The organism is Arthrobacter sp. SLBN-83 (assembly GCF_006715285.1).
Lineage (GTDB): Bacteria > Actinomycetota > Actinomycetes > Actinomycetales > Micrococcaceae > Arthrobacter.
Genome location: NZ_VFMX01000001.1, coordinates 902,486 through 916,146 on the forward strand (window position 1 = coordinate 902,486; position 13,661 = coordinate 916,146).

Sequence of the window (13,661 nt, forward strand, 5' to 3'; positions counted from 1 at the left end):
GGACTGCCTAGGCTGTCGAGGCCGCCGGCGCCCGGAACAACTCCTGGCGCTGGCGGCCCAGGCCCTCAACCTCTACCTCCACCACATCGCCCGGCTGGAGGTAGGGGAAGCGGCCGCTGAGGGCCACACCTTGCGGGGTTCCGGTAAGGATCACGTCGCCCGGCTCCAGCCCGCATGTACTGGCTGCAATGGTGGACCAGTGTGGCGGCGTCAAAGATGAGCTCAGCCGAGGTTGAACCCTGCCGCGGCTCACCGTTCACCCAACTGCGCAGCCGCAAGTTGCCGCCGTCGATCTCTTCTGCCGGAACCAGCCACGGGCCCAAGGGCGTTGACCCGGGAAGCGACTTGCCCTTGGTCCACTGCCCTGCCGCCCCCGGCAGCTGGTACTCACGCTCGGAAAAGTCGTTGGCAGTGACGTAACCTGCAATGCACCCCGCAGCTTCGTCCGTGGAGCGGAGGTAGCTCGCTTCCTTGCCAATCACGATGCCCAGTTCCACTTCCCAGTCGTACTGTGTGGAGCGCGGGGGCATCGGGGCGGGGTCGCAGGGACCGGTAACAGTGTTGCTCGGCTTGAGGAACACGACAGGGATGGTGGGCGGCTCTGCCCCGGATTCCGCGGCGTGGGCGGCGTAGTTCATCCCGATGCCCACCACGGAGCCGGGGCGGGCCACGGGTGAACCAATGCGGAGCGAAGCCGCGTCTCTGATCTCCGGAAGCTCCCCGGCCTCCAGTGCCTTTCGGGCCTTGTACAGGCCGCCGGAAGCAAGGAATGCACCGTCCACGTCACGGGTGACGGACAGCAGGCTGAAATACCGGTCGGCCCCGTCCGCCGAGGGAACCAGCACGGCTGGCTGTTCATTGCCGATATTGCCCAGGCGCATGATTTTCATACCGAATTCTCCTCAGGGTCTTAGGGGGCCTTCCGGGCCGCTGGAGGCGATTTCCATGGTCCTTGATTTCCCTGCGGCGCCGCCAACATCCGGTTTATGACCGACCGCCGGAGGACAGACATCTGACATATCGCCCGAGCAGCCGGTAGAATGTGGGAGCCATCTTGGCACGAAACACAGAAAGTTCAGTACATGACTACAGCCACTTTGGAGCGCATCCCCGCCGCTGCCGAGACCGTCGAAGGATCCGCCCAGCGGTCCATCAGCCTGGAGTTCTCCAGCGCCGACGAGGTCCACGCCGGACTGGAAGGCGCCGTAGCCCAGCTGATTGAGGTTGCTGCAAAGGACGCGTCCTGCGGCATCCTGGTCACCCGGGTGCACCCCGGACGCTACACAGTAGCCCTGGACGAAACGGTACCCTTCGGCGAAACCTACGAGTCCTTCGCCGCCTGATCCAGGCGGCCGGACCACCCATGCCGGCAACGACGCCCGACTCCCCTGGGGGCGGCAAAAAAATCCCCGCACGCCGTCTTGGCGCTGCGGGGATTTTTTGCTGCTGGCGGGACTAGCCGCGGCGGACCTGGACGCCGTCGGACTTCAGGAAAAGCTCCTTCTCCGCAGGACCTGACGGACCCGCCGGAACGAGCCAGAGGACGTTGCCGCTCTGCGACACCTCTTCCACTTCCCCGGCTGCCACAACATGCGCATGCTTGATGATCTCGACGTGGTCCCCGGCCTGGAGGGATTTCCAGTTGGACACCGCGGCGGAATGGGCATTGCGCCTCGACAGGACTGCCCCACGTGCTTTCATTTGAACTTCTACCCCTTTGTATCGTTCTGCTGCCACAGCTTCTTTGATGTGACTTTCACTACACCTTCAGTTCTACTACACTCCCGGCGCCACGGCAGGCCGTGGCGCCGGAAATTCCACCTTTCGGACGGGACTGCGGCAGGAGCTGAAGATCCTTCGGCGTCAGGCGAGGCGCCCGACGGCGGATTCGGCCGCGCGGAGCACGTCGCCTGAGGCCACCAGCCGGTCAGCCGCTTCCAGTTCCGGAGACAGGAACCGGTCCGTCCCCGGCCCGTCCACCACTTCCCGGAGGGCTGCCACGACCGCCGAACCTGCGGGTCCCGGCGTAAGGACACCCCCGGAGAGCTGCGTCCGGATGTCCAGCGCACGGGCCGACGTCACCAGTTCGATGGCCAGGACCCGGCGCAGGTTCTCCACGGCCTTGCGCAGCTTGCGCGCAGCGTGCCAGCCCATGGACACGTGGTCCTCCTGCATGGCGGAGCTTGGAATGGAGTCCACCGACGCCGGAACAGCCAGCCGCTTGTTGTCGGACACCAGGCCGGCCTGTGTGTATTGGGCGATCATCAGCCCGGAGTCCACGCCGGGGTCCGCGGCGAGGAAGGCGGGCAGGCCGTGCGACCGGGCCGGATCCAGCATCCGGTCTGTCCGGCGTTCGGCGATGGAGCTAAGGTCAGCGACGGCGATGGCCAGGTAGTCCAGCACGTACGCCACGGGTGCGCCGTGGAAGTTGCCGTTGGAGCTGACGCGGCCGTCGGGAAGCACCACCGGGTTGTCGATGGCTGCCGCCAGTTCGCGGGTGGCCACCAGCTCAGCGTGGTCCACGGTATCGCGCACCGCGCCGGCGACCTGGGGAGCGCAGCGCAGTGAGTAGGCGTCCTGCACCCGGGAGTCCCCCACCCTGTGCGAGGCCACGATTGGGGAATCCGACAGCACGCGCAGCATGTTGTCCGCGCTGGCCGCCTGGCCCGGGTGCGGCCGGAGCGCGGCGTGCAGTTCGGGCAAAAACACCTGGTCGGTGCCCAGCAGGGCCTCGACGCTGAGCGCGGCGGTGATGTCCGCCGTCGACAGCAGCCGCCGGAGGTCCGCGATGGCCATCAAAAGCATGCCCAGCATGCCTTCGGTGCCGTTGACCAGCGCCAGCCCCTCTTTTTCGGCGAGGGTGACCGGCTCGATGCCGTGTTCTGCGAGCAGCTCAGCGACAGGCCGCTCGCCGCGCCCGCCGTACGTGACGCCGTCGGGCCCTTCCGCTTCGCCTTCCCCCATCAAAACCAGGGCGCAGTGCGAGAGCGGGGCCAGGTCGCCGGAGCAGCCCAGCGAACCGAACTCGCGGACCAACGGCGTGATGCCGGCATTGAGCACGTCAACCATGGTCTGCAGGACCACGGGGCGGACGCCGGTGCGGCCGGAGGCGAGGGTCTTGGCGCGCAGGAACATGATGCCGCGGACCACCTCGCGCTCCACCGCGGGGCCCATGCCGGCCGCGTGGCTGCGGATGAGGGACTTCTGCAGCTGGGTGCGCAGTTCGTTGGGGATGTGCCGGTTGGCCAGGGCGCCGAAACCGGTGGAGATGCCGTAGGCGGGGACATCGCTGGAGGCGAGGTCGTCGATGTGGGCGCGGACCTTGGCGACAGTTTCGAGGGTTTCGGGCGCGATGGTCACCTTGGCGCCCTCGCGGGCGACGGCGAGGACGTCCTCAGGTGTGACACCCGCCGGACCAAGGGTGACGGTGAGCGGTTCGTGGGTAACGGTGGTCATGTTTCCTACTTTTTTCTCGTCGATTGCTCCGTAGGGGCCCTTTTGAGGGTTCAAAACGGCACCTACGGAGCAATCGATGTGGAATTGGGGCTCGGTTAGCGGGATTCCTGCATGGGGATACGGACGCCGCGTTCCTTGGCAACATCCAGAGCCCGCTCGTAGCCGGCGTCGGCGTGGCGAATAACGCCCATGCCGGGGTCGTTGGTGAGGAGGCGCTCCAGTTTCTGGGCGGCGAGGTCGGTGCCGTCGGCGACGGAAACTTGGCCTGCGTGGATGGAACGGCCGATGCCGACGCCGCCGCCGTGATGCAGGGACACCCAGGTTGCACCGGAAGCGGTGTTGAGCAGGGCGTTCAGCATGGGCCAGTCGGCGATGGCGTCCGAACCGTCGGCCATGGCCTCGGTTTCCCGGTACGGGGAGGCGACGGAGCCGGAGTCCAGGTGATCGCGGCCGATGACGATGGGTGCCTTGACCTTGCCTTCCTTGACGAGCTGGTTGAAGAGCAGCCCGGCCTTGGCGCGTTCGCCGTAACCCAGCCAGCAGATGCGTGCGGGCAGGCCTTCGAACTCCACGCGGTCCTGGGCGGCGTCGATCCAGCGGTGCAGGTGCTTGTTTTCGGGGAAGAGCTCCTTGATCGCTTCGTCCGTGACGCGGATGTCTTCGGGATCGCCGGAAAGTGCCACCCAGCGGAACGGACCAAGCCCCTCACAGAACAGCGGCCGGATGTAGGCCGGGACGAAGCCGGGGAATTCGAAGGCCCGCTCGTAGCCGCCCTTGCGGGCCTCATCGCGGATGGAGTTTCCGTAGTCGAAGACCTCCGCGCCAGCGTCCTGGAATTCCACCATGGCCTGGACGTGCCGTGCCATGGAGGCCTGGGCCTTCTTGGTGAAACCTTCCGGATCCGCTTCAGCCTCGCGGTGCCACTCGTCCACCGAGATGCCCTCGGGAAGGTAGGACAGGGGGTCGTGGGCGGAGGTCTGGTCGGTGACGATGTCCACACTGAGCTCGCCGGCCTTGTGGCGGCGCAGGATCTCGGGGAAGACCTCGGCGGCGTTGCCCACGTAACCTACGGACCAGCCGCGGCCCTCTTCCTTGGCCTTGAGCACCTTGGCGATGGCGGCGTCGAGGTCGGTTTCCACTTCGTCCAGGTAGCGCTTGCCGGCACGGCGGCGCAGGCGGTTTTCGTCGACGTCGACGATCAGGCAGGCGCCTTCGTTCAGGGTGACGGCGAGCGGCTGGGCGCCGCCCATGCCGCCGCAGCCACCGGTGAGGGTCAACGTCCCGGCGAGCGTGCCGTTCTCGTCTCCGGTCAGCTTGCGCGCGATCGCGGCGAACGTTTCGAAGGTGCCCTGCAGGATGCCCTGGGTGCCGATGTAGATCCAGGAACCGGCCGTCATCTGGCCGTACATCATCAGGCCCTCGGCCTCGAGGCGGCGGAACTCGGGCCAGGTGGCCCAGTCGCCGACGAGGTTGGAGTTGGCCAGCAGCACCCGGGGCGCCCATTCGTTGGTGCGGAAGACGCCCACAGGCTTGCCGGACTGGACCAGGAGCGTTTCGTCCTTTTCCATGGTTTCCAGGGTGCGGGTGATGGCGTCGAATGCTGCCCAGGAGCGGACGGCGCGGCCGGTGCCGCCGTAGACCACCAGGTCATCGGGGCGTTCTGCCACCTCCGGGTCCAGGTTGTTCATCAGCATGCGCAGCGGCGCTTCGGTCTGCCAGGACTTAGCGGTGAGCTCGGTGCCGCGGGCTGCTTTGACCGGGCGGGCACCGGTGGTGAAATCGGCGGGTGCCATGGTGGGCTCCTTCGGGTGATTGTCTGGTTGGGGAAAGAAGTTCTGTATCAACTAAAGCCCTTCGGGTCGGGCCTCCACAGGGCTTTCGTCGTTGTTTTGTCCGGTATTCCAGACGCGCGCAGGAGGCTATTTGCCGGGGCGGCCGTGAATGCGCACGGAGAGCTCGTCGGCCACTTTTTGGACGCGGGCGGCCAGCACGGGCCACTCCTCCGCGGGCAGCTTGTCCTCGAGGAAGGTGACCGCGACGGCGGCCGTGGGCCAGCCCAGATGATCGGTGACGGCGGCGGCGATGGAGCCGAAGCCGGGGGTGACCTCGCCGTGTTCGGTGGCGTACCCGCGTTGCCGAACTTGGTCCAGGTGGGAGGACAGGGCCGAGTACTTCATGATGGCTCCCTCCACCTCATGTCGTGCCGTGAAGGCCGCGGCATTCGGATAGAGCGCGCGCACCTGGGATTTGGGCAGCGCGGCCAGGATGGCGCGGCCGCTGGCGGTGAGGTGGCTGGGAAGGCGGACGCCGACGTCGGTCACGAGGGACGGGCGGTTCTTGGCCCGCTCCTCCACGATGTAGAGCACGTCCCGCCCGTGCAGCACGGCGAGGTGTGCGCTCTCGCCAATAGCGTCAACGAGGCTCGCAAGCAGGGGGCGGCCCAAGCGCGACAACGGTTCCTGCCGGGAGTAGGCAGAACTGAGTTCGAAAGCACTGATGCCCAGCCCGTACCGTTGCTCCTCATGGAGATGCAGGACGAAGCCATTGGCCTCCATCACCCCCAGCAGGTGATAGACGCTTGACCTCGGCAGGTCCAGACTGGAGGCGATCTGGGATGCCGCCATGGGGCCTCGCCGCGAAGCCAGCAGCTTGAGGATGCGCAGGGTGTTTTCCGCGGCAGGAACTTTCGACGATGCCTTCGCGGACACCCTGGGAGCCTGGGCTTCGGCGTTTGATGTTGCGGAGCCCCGTGGTGCGGTGCTTAGTGCAGTAGTCATAGAGTGGAGGGGTCTTTCTGGCTAGCTCTGTCCGGTATCCCGTACTCAAGCATGCGCCTACTGGCCGGCCGTGACGACCCTCAATCCTGGTCAATCGTCTGTAATACCAGACATGCCTCTTCCGTAGCAGGACGCGTGTCCACTGGCACCCGGAACGCTAGGCGTTGGCGCGGAGGAACCGCTCAAGGGCATCCTCCCAAGGGGACCCTCGATGATGAACGACGTCTATGCCGCCGGCTGACAGACCCTCCGGCCATCGTGTCGGTTCCCAGTCCTGGTGTTCACTTTGATAGTGGCGGCCGCTGGGTGAGACCCAGCCGGGTGGCTCGTTCTTTGTGGCAGGCGTGGGTTTCCACCCGGTGGCGTGTCGAAGCTTGTGGTGTTTGGGGCAGGGCTGTCCCAGGTTCGATAGCCCAGTGGGGCCGCCGTCGGCCCAGGCCAGGAGGTGGTCGGCGTCGTTGTCCATCGAGGTGTTGCTGCACCCCGGGAACGGGCACTTGCCGTCCCGCATCCGCAACCAGGCCCGCATCGCCCCGGTCACCCGGTAGCTCTTCCGCCCAATCTCCAAGGGTGCACCGTCCCGCGGATCCACAAATACCCGGTAAAACGACGTCGCCCCGTTCGCGACCAAATCCCGGGCCATCGACGGCGGGATCGGCCCGTACCCGTCCAGCATCGCCGGTTCATCGGTCAACCCAATCAGGGAGAACACCGGAACCGTGACCAGAACCTGCGCACTGATTGGTGAGGAGGGGCTCTCCTTGGTAGCGCCGTTGGTGGGACTGCCATTGGCACCAGTACCGCTACCTTGCGTGAGGCTGCCACTGCCGAGGATCGCCTCGGCGAACGTGTCGGCCCGCAACTGGGCCATGGTGCGGGACTCCTGGGGGCCCTGCAGTGACCGGGACATTGCGGTGAGCCGGTTCCACCCGGCCAACGCCTGAGCCGCCGGCAGACACGCGGACAGCCACGCCATCCCGTCCTGGTCCGGCCGGAACTCCACCCGCCGCTCCACCACCCCCTTGACATGGCGCTTCTCAATGCTCTCCGCATGGTGGCGTTCCCGCCACGTCCTGGCCTTGGCCCGAAACCGGTGCGCCGGCAGCTGCCCCACTGGGCACCCCCGCGCCGCATCCGGGGCCTCCGGGTCCAGGAAATGCGCCTCCAACGCCGCCGCACCGGCAGCATCAAGGCAGGCGGCCTCGTCCGCCATCACCACCGCGTGCTGCCACGACAGGGACCCGGCCTGCAGCCCCGCAAGGGTCCGCGGCAACCAAGTAACAACGGCGTGCGAAGCAGCCAGGAACGACGACGCCGCCCGCGGCCCCAACGCCAACACACACCCAATTTCCGCCGCGACCGCCATCTCCTGCGCCTGCACCGGCACATCCGGCCCCGCAACAACAGAGGCGCTCTCCGCGTACTTCACCGCAGCCTTCGCCTTCAAACCAGCGAACCCGGCCTCAACCACCCGGGCACCAGCCAGAACGTCCAGGCACCCATCAGCCGAACCAGCCAACGGATCAGCCACCGAAAACGCCTCAGAACCACACCCGTCAACCTCAGCGTTCAACACAGCAAGGGCAGCCCGAATGTCCGCATAAGCCTTAGCCACCGCCGCCCTTCCCATAAACACATCATCGCGCGAGGGTCCGACAATCCATGGCGGACAGCCCTGCCGGCTGCGTCCCGTCGTACGCATCTCGCGGCCGACAGTCTGTAACCGAAGACACCAACACCGCGTGAGCCTCATCACGACAGGGCCGGAAATGGTCTGCTGGTTACCGGCTCCCCTCCCAAAGACGAGAAGGTAACTCTATGCAACCCACCCCAGCCCGGACCGAAAGTCCGGTGGAAAAGCAAAAGCCGGCAGCCGTCGTCGGACAAGCGCTAAGCCGTGGCCTGAATGTCCGGCACATCCGCTTCATGGCCCTCGGCTCGGCGATCGGCACCGGCCTTTTTTATGGCTCGGCCTCGGCGATCCAGAAGGCCGGCCCGGCCGTGCTGCTGGCTTACATCATCGGCGGCGCGGCCGTGTTCATGGTGATGCGCGCCCTCGGCGAAATGGCGGTGCGGCATCCGGTATCCGGGTCCTTCAGCCAGTATGCGAGCCGCTACCTGGGCCCCCTTGCCGGCTTCGTGACCGGCTGGACATACGTTTTCGAGATGGCGATCGTGGCCATCGCCGACGTCACTGCCTTCAGCATCTACATGGGTTTTTGGTTCCCGCAGGTGGACCGCTGGATCTGGATCCTCGCCGTCATCTGCTTCCTTGCGGCCTTGAACCTGCTCAGCGTGAAGGTCTTCGGCGAGCTCGAGTTCTGGTTCTCACTGATCAAGGTCGCAGCGATCATCGCCATGATTGCAGGCGGCGCAGCGATCATCATTTTCGGCTTCCAGGCGGCCGATTCCCCGGTCGCCCCGGGCCTGGGCAACCTGGTTGAGCACGGCGGCCTGTTCCCCAACGGCTTCGAAGGCCTCCTGGCATCCTTCGCCGTGGTGATGTTCGCTTTCGGCGGCGTGGAGACGCTGGGAATTACGGCCGGTGAGGCTGCGGACCCCAAGAAGGTCATTCCCAAGGCCGTCAACACCGTCCCCGTCCGGGTGCTGCTGTTCTACGTCCTCACCCTGGGCGTCCTGATGAGCCTCTTCCCGTGGGACCAGGTGGGCACCAGCGGCAGTCCGTTCGTTCAGATTTTCAGCAGCCTGGGCATCCCGGCCGCGCCGCACATCCTCAACGCGGTGGTCATCACGGCCGCCCTCTCGGCCATCAACAGCGACATCTTCGGCGCCGGACGCATCCTCTTCGGACTCTCCAACCAGGGCCACGCGCCCGCCGCCTTCGGCAAGGTCTCCCGGCACGGCGTGCCGTGGATGACCGTGGTCATGATGGCGGGCATCCTGCTGGTGGGCGTGGTCCTCAACGCTGTCATTCCGGAGGATGTGTTCCTGGTGATTGCCTCGATCGCGACCTTCGCGACGGTCTGGGTTTGGGTCATGATCCTCGCGTCCCATGTGGCCATGAAGAGGGAGATCGCGCGGAAGGGCCTGCCGGCGTCGGAATTCCCGTCGCCGTGGTGGCCTGCCGCTTCCGTGCTCACCATTGCCTTCATGGCGCTGGTGATCGGCGTCCTGGGTGCCTTCGAGGACACCCGGATCGCCCTCTACGTTGGCGCGGCGTGGCTGGGGCTGCTGGTCCTGGCCTACCGCATGTGGATCAAGGGTGACGGACGACGGCGGGCCCACCTTGAGGATGAAACGTCGCCGCTGCCGGTGGTCTCCTTGGCCGGCCGAACCAACTAAGGCCAGGCTAGTCTCCCAGGCAAAAGCTAAAGGTGCCCGGTCCCCCAAAGAGGGCCGGGCACCTCGCGTTTCTGTCCTAGGCGGAAGCAGCGGCGGAGCGGACGGCCTGACCGAGCGACGTCGTCGGACGCCCGATCAGCCGGCGGAGATCGCCGGTGCTGACCAGGAGGTCGCCGCGGGCAATGCCCAGGTCCGAGTCCGCGAGGATCTCCGCGAAGGCGCCGGGCACGCCCACACCGGTGAGCACGCCAACGTATTCCTCCGCGGGCAGGTCGTTGTATGTAACGATCCTTCCGGTGGCAGTGCTGATCTCCGCCGCCAGGTCCGCCATGCTGAAAGCGTCGTCGCCGCCCAGTTCGTAGACCTTGCCGGCCTGGCCGCCGGCCACCAGGACTGCGGCGGCGGCGTGGGCGTAGTCCACCCGCGCGGCTGCGCTGACCTTCCCCTCCCCCGCGCTGCCGGCGAGCGCTCCCTGGGCGAGCGTTCCGGCCAACTGCTCCGTGTAGTTCTCCAGGTACCAGCCGTTGCGCAGCAACACGAAAGGCACGCCGGATCCGCGCAGCAGCGCCTCGGTTGCCTTGTGCTCATCGGCCAGCTTCATGGCCGTGGTGTCCGCGTTGGCGATGCTGGTGTAGGCCAGCAGCTCTACGCCCTCCGCCTTGGCGGCTTCAATGACGGTCCGGTGCTGCTGGACCCGCTGTCCCACTTCGCTGCCGGAGATGAGCAGCACCCGTTCGGCGCCCTTGAGGGTGGCTGCCACTGAGTCGGCGTCGGCGTAGTCCATAGGCTTCACCTGTACCCCGCGCTCCGCGAAGTCCGAAAGCTTTCCCACCGAACGGCCAGCTGCGACGATCTCCTCCGCGGGTACTCCCCGCTCCAGAAGGGCTTCCAGAACGTGCCGGCCCAACTGTCCAGTGGCGCCGGTAACAACAATGCTCACGATGATTCCTTTCGGTATTTGCTCTGCCGAAGGGCACAACCACTGCCCGCGGGCAGAACTTCCCCAAAGGCAGTACGCACTTCTAAGTAAGGTACTGACCTTTAGGTAAGCTGGGTGCATGAAAGCAGCCCCCCTGCCCTTGGCGTTTGACGACGGCGTGTTCCCGGCCGGGTGCCCCAGCCGCGTCGTACTGGACCACATCACCAGCAAATGGGGTGTCCTGATCCTGCTCGCGCTGTCCGAGGGCGAACAGCGGTGGAGCGACCTGCGACGGCGTGCGGAGGGCATCAGCGAAAAAATGCTGGCCCAGACGTTGAAGACACTCGAGCGTGACGGCCTGGTGAGCAGGAACGCGCAGCCCGTCATTCCGCCCAGGGTGGACTACAGCCTCACGGAACGGGGCTACGAGTTAAGCGCACTCCTGGTGCCGCTGGTGGCGTGGGCATTCGAGAACGCAGAGGAAATCGTCAACGGCGCCGGAGCAGGCAAGTAGCCCACTCCCGAAATTCGAGTACCTGTTACTGGTGGGACTGGTGTGATTAGCGCCTAGCGTAGGAATACGGTGGCGGCCGGAATGGGAGGACCATCCTCTGCTGGGAGCGTTCCGCCAACCAGCACCGTTAGCAGGCGGCGGGCGGCCGCTTGAAGGAGTTGGTCACGTGGTTAAGGACTACGCACAGGATCTTTCTGAGATGGGCCAGCCCGTCAGCCTCGGCACTGTCCTCGCGGCAGCCTGGGGCCGGACGCTGGCGGCCCTCGGACCCCGCTGCCCTTACCGGGTGGGAGACACGGTCATAGGCGACGACCCCTTCAGCGGCAGGCGCGAAGGGGTCGTCGTGTGGCAGGACCGCCGGTCGGTGGGAGTCAAGACCGCCCATGGCGTCTTCTTCTTTGACCACCGGCTGGTCAAGCCCCTGGACTAGCGTGACTAGCGTGCCAAGAAGCCTGCGCTAGCGTGCGGACCAGCCGCCGTCCATGGTGTAACTGGCACCGGTGACCATGCCGGCGTCGTTTGATGCCAACCACGCCACCAGGGACGCCACCTCATCCGGTTCCACCAGGCGCTTGATGGCGGATTCGGTGAGCATCACCTTGGACAGCACCTCGGATTCGGGGATGCCGTGCACCTGGGCCTGGTCCGCCAGCTGCTTCTCCACCAGCGGGGTGCGCACATATCCGGGGTTGATGCAGTTGGAGGTGACACCGTGCGGGCCCCCTTCAAGCGCAGTCACCTTGCTCAGCCCCTCCAGGCCGTGCTTGGCGGAGACGTAAGCGCTCTTGAAAGGGGAGGCGCGAATGCCGTGCACCGAGGACACATTGATGATGCGGCCGAAGTTGTTGGCATACATGTGCGGCAAGGCTGCCCGGATCAGCAGGAACGGCGCCTCCAGCATCAGGGCGATGATTCGGCGGAAGTCCCCGGGATCGAACTCCTGGATGGGGTTAATGCGCTGGATACCCGCGTTGTTGACCAGGATGTCGCAGTCCAGGCTCAGTGTGGCCAGCGCATCTGTGTCCAGCAGGTCAACGCCCCACGCGCTGCCGCCCACCTCGTCGGCGAGCGCCTCGGCAGCGGCGGCATCGACGTCGGCCACCACTACTTTCGCGCCGCGCGCCGAAAGTGCGCGCACGCAGGCTGCGCCGATTCCACTGGCACCACCGGTGACCAGGGCCTTGCGTCCATTCAACGTGTTGTCCATTCCAGTTCTCCTTTGTACACCCACGATTTAACCGCTTCAGGTACCCGGGGGGAGGCCCCGTCCCGGATACCTGAAGCCCGGCGCTCAGCGGCGTCCGGCGGTCAGCAGCCCTTCGCGGGCAGCATCTTCCTTGTCCACGTCCTCCAGCGCAACGCCCTTGGTTTCCTTCAGGCTCAGCACGGCCACCGCGGTGATGACACAGGCGACCACCAGGTAGATGGCGGTGGGCAGCCAGGACCCGGTGTCCTTGAGCCACTGGGTGGCCAGCAACGGCGCCAGTGAACCGGCGAAGATGGACGTGACCTGCGAGCCCAGGGACGCCCCGGAATACCGCATGCGGGTGGGGAACATTTCGGCCATGATGGCCGGCTGCCCGGCGTACATGAGGCCGTGCAGGATGAGGCCGATCGTCACGGCCAGGACGATGACCACGGCGTTGCGGGTATCGAACATGGGGAAAGCGAAGAACGGCCAGGTGGCTCCGAGGATGGCGCCGGCCAGGTAGACGGGCTTGCGGCCGATCCGGTCCGCCAGGCGGCCGTACTGCGGAATGATGGCGAAGTGGATGACGTGCGCGATCAGCAGTGCCAGCAGCAGCGATGACGTGTCGTACTTGTGCACGCTCTTGAGGTAGACAATCGAGAAGCTGACCACCAGGTAGTACATGATGTTTTCCGCGAACCGCAGGCCCATGGCCTGGAAGATGCCCTTGGGGTACTTGCGGAGCACTTCAAAGACGCCATAGCTGACGGCCTGTTCCTTTTCGACCAACTCCTTGGCCTCAAGGAAGATGCGCGACTCGCTGACGTTGGTCCGGATGTAGTAGCCCACGAAGACGATTACGGCGGAGAGCCAGAAGGCCACGCGCCAGCCCCAGCCGAGGAACGCCTCGCTGCTGAGGGTGGTGGACATGATGTACAGCACCAGGGTGGCCAGCAGGTTGCCCACAGGGACGGCGGCCTGCGGCCAGCTGGACCAGAAGGCCCGGGTCTTGTTCGGGCTCTGTTCGGCCACGAGGAGGACTGCTCCGCCCCATTCGCCGCCCAGTGCGAAGCCCTGGATAAAGCGCAGGGCCACCAGCAGCGCCGGGGCCAGGTATCCGATGTCGGCGAAACCGGGGAGGCAGCCCATCAGGAACGTGGACACACCGATGATGACGATGGTGAGCTGCAGCGTGGGCTTCCGGCCCAGCTTGTCGCCGATCTGGCCGAACACAATGCCGCCCAGCGGGCGGGCGATGAAGCCCACGGCATAGGTCAGGAAGGCCTGGATGATTCCGTCCAGGTCATTCCCCGTGGCGGGAAAGAAGTACTTGCCGAATACCAAAGTGGCGGCAGTGGCGTACAGGAAAAACTCGTACCATTCCACCACCGTGCCCACCATTGACGCGGCAACAACCCTCTTCAGTCCCGATTCCTTGGGTGCATGCCCGGCGTCGATTACCCGGCCTTGCTCAATGCTCATGGTTCTCCTCAGTGTCCACAT

The 13,661-nt window shown here is 65.9% G+C and carries 12 protein-coding genes and 1 pseudogene; 4 read left to right on the plus strand and 9 right to left on the minus strand.

Features of this window, described 5'->3' with window-relative positions; all coding sequences use genetic code 11:
- Window positions 1-7 precede the first annotated feature (7 nt).
- Window positions 8-890 (minus strand): annotated as a pseudogene (locus FBY30_RS04050) (fumarylacetoacetate hydrolase family protein).
- 192 nt (window positions 891-1,082) lie between these two features.
- Here FBY30_RS04050 and FBY30_RS04055 point away from each other — a divergent pair.
- Window positions 1,083-1,343: a hypothetical protein gene (locus FBY30_RS04055; RefSeq protein WP_142131350.1), complete on the plus strand. Its 261-nt coding sequence runs from the start codon at window positions 1,083-1,085 to the stop codon at window positions 1,341-1,343.
- 112 nt (window positions 1,344-1,455) lie between these two features.
- Here the strand turns inward: FBY30_RS04055 and FBY30_RS04060 are convergent, their stop codons facing one another.
- The 5 genes from FBY30_RS04060 to FBY30_RS04080 all read right to left on the minus strand — a co-directional run bounded on the left by FBY30_RS04060 (window position 1,456) and on the right by FBY30_RS04080 (window position 7,863).
- Window positions 1,456-1,701 (minus strand): hypothetical protein, encoded by a 246-nt coding sequence (locus FBY30_RS04060; RefSeq protein WP_142131351.1) that lies wholly within the window; start codon window positions 1,699-1,701, stop codon window positions 1,456-1,458.
- A 162-nt stretch (window positions 1,702-1,863) separates the two neighbouring features.
- Window positions 1,864-3,456 (minus strand): histidine ammonia-lyase, encoded by a 1,593-nt coding sequence (gene hutH, locus FBY30_RS04065; RefSeq protein ID WP_142131352.1) that lies wholly within the window; start codon window positions 3,454-3,456, stop codon window positions 1,864-1,866.
- A gap of 95 nt (window positions 3,457-3,551) precedes the next feature.
- Window positions 3,552-5,249, minus strand: a complete 1,698-nt coding sequence (gene hutU, locus FBY30_RS04070; RefSeq protein WP_142131353.1) for a urocanate hydratase — start codon at window positions 5,247-5,249, stop codon at window positions 3,552-3,554.
- A gap of 126 nt (window positions 5,250-5,375) precedes the next feature.
- Complete coding sequence (locus tag FBY30_RS04075; RefSeq protein ID WP_235009332.1) at window positions 5,376-6,233, minus strand: IclR family transcriptional regulator; 858 nt, start codon at window positions 6,231-6,233, stop codon at window positions 5,376-5,378.
- A 157-nt stretch (window positions 6,234-6,390) separates the two neighbouring features.
- Window positions 6,391-7,863 (minus strand): HNH endonuclease signature motif containing protein, encoded by a 1,473-nt coding sequence (locus tag FBY30_RS04080; RefSeq protein ID WP_142131354.1) that lies wholly within the window; start codon window positions 7,861-7,863, stop codon window positions 6,391-6,393.
- A 188-nt stretch (window positions 7,864-8,051) separates the two neighbouring features.
- Here FBY30_RS04080 and FBY30_RS04085 point away from each other — a divergent pair, with 188 nt between their 5' ends.
- Window positions 8,052-9,536, plus strand: a complete 1,485-nt coding sequence (locus FBY30_RS04085) for an amino acid permease (RefSeq protein WP_200830633.1) — start codon at window positions 8,052-8,054, stop codon at window positions 9,534-9,536.
- 76 nt (window positions 9,537-9,612) lie between these two features.
- Here the strand turns inward: FBY30_RS04085 and FBY30_RS04090 are convergent, their stop codons facing one another.
- A complete protein-coding gene (locus FBY30_RS04090) occupies window positions 9,613-10,476 on the minus strand; it encodes an SDR family oxidoreductase (protein ID WP_142131355.1) in 864 nt (287 codons plus the stop codon).
- Between the two features lie 118 nt (window positions 10,477-10,594).
- On the opposite strand from FBY30_RS04090, the gene FBY30_RS04095 reads away from it, so the two are divergent.
- A complete protein-coding gene (locus tag FBY30_RS04095; protein ID WP_142131356.1) occupies window positions 10,595-10,969 on the plus strand; it encodes a winged helix-turn-helix transcriptional regulator in 375 nt (124 codons plus the stop codon).
- 166 nt (window positions 10,970-11,135) lie between these two features.
- A complete protein-coding gene (locus FBY30_RS04100; RefSeq protein WP_235009333.1) occupies window positions 11,136-11,399 on the plus strand; it encodes a hypothetical protein in 264 nt (87 codons plus the stop codon).
- A 27-nt stretch (window positions 11,400-11,426) separates the two neighbouring features.
- On the opposite strand, the gene FBY30_RS04105 is transcribed toward FBY30_RS04100, so the two are convergent.
- Together FBY30_RS04105 and FBY30_RS04110 are read right to left on the minus strand one after the other, a co-directional pair.
- Window positions 11,427-12,176, minus strand: coding sequence for a 3-hydroxybutyrate dehydrogenase (locus FBY30_RS04105; RefSeq protein WP_142131357.1), 750 nt, complete (start codon window positions 12,174-12,176; stop codon window positions 11,427-11,429).
- Between the two features lie 84 nt (window positions 12,177-12,260).
- Window positions 12,261-13,640 (minus strand): MFS transporter, encoded by a 1,380-nt coding sequence (locus tag FBY30_RS04110; RefSeq protein ID WP_142131358.1) that lies wholly within the window; start codon window positions 13,638-13,640, stop codon window positions 12,261-12,263.
- Between the last annotated feature and the right edge of the window lie 21 nt (window positions 13,641-13,661).

Coding starts and splice junctions, on each gene's coding strand:
- FBY30_RS04060 (WP_142131351.1), bottom strand. CDS start 1,701: ATGAAAGCACGTGGGGCAGTCCTGTCGAGGCGCAATGCCCATTCCGCC.
- FBY30_RS04075 (WP_235009332.1), bottom strand. CDS start 6,233: ATGACTACTGCACTAAGCACCGCACCACGGGGCTCCGCAACATCAAAC.
- FBY30_RS04105 (WP_142131357.1), bottom strand. CDS start 12,176: ATGGACAACACGTTGAATGGACGCAAGGCCCTGGTCACCGGTGGTGCC.
- hutU (WP_142131353.1), bottom strand. CDS start 5,249: ATGGCACCCGCCGATTTCACCACCGGTGCCCGCCCGGTCAAAGCAGCC.
- hutH (WP_142131352.1), bottom strand. CDS start 3,456: ATGACCACCGTTACCCACGAACCGCTCACCGTCACCCTTGGTCCGGCG.
- FBY30_RS04095 (WP_142131356.1), top strand. CDS start 10,595: ATGAAAGCAGCCCCCCTGCCCTTGGCGTTTGACGACGGCGTGTTCCCG.
- FBY30_RS04085 (WP_200830633.1), top strand. CDS start 8,052: ATGCAACCCACCCCAGCCCGGACCGAAAGTCCGGTGGAAAAGCAAAAG.
- FBY30_RS04055 (WP_142131350.1), top strand. CDS start 1,083: ATGACTACAGCCACTTTGGAGCGCATCCCCGCCGCTGCCGAGACCGTC.
- FBY30_RS04080 (WP_142131354.1), bottom strand. CDS start 7,863: ATGGGAAGGGCGGCGGTGGCTAAGGCTTATGCGGACATTCGGGCTGCC.
- FBY30_RS04110 (WP_142131358.1), bottom strand. CDS start 13,640: ATGAGCATTGAGCAAGGCCGGGTAATCGACGCCGGGCATGCACCCAAG.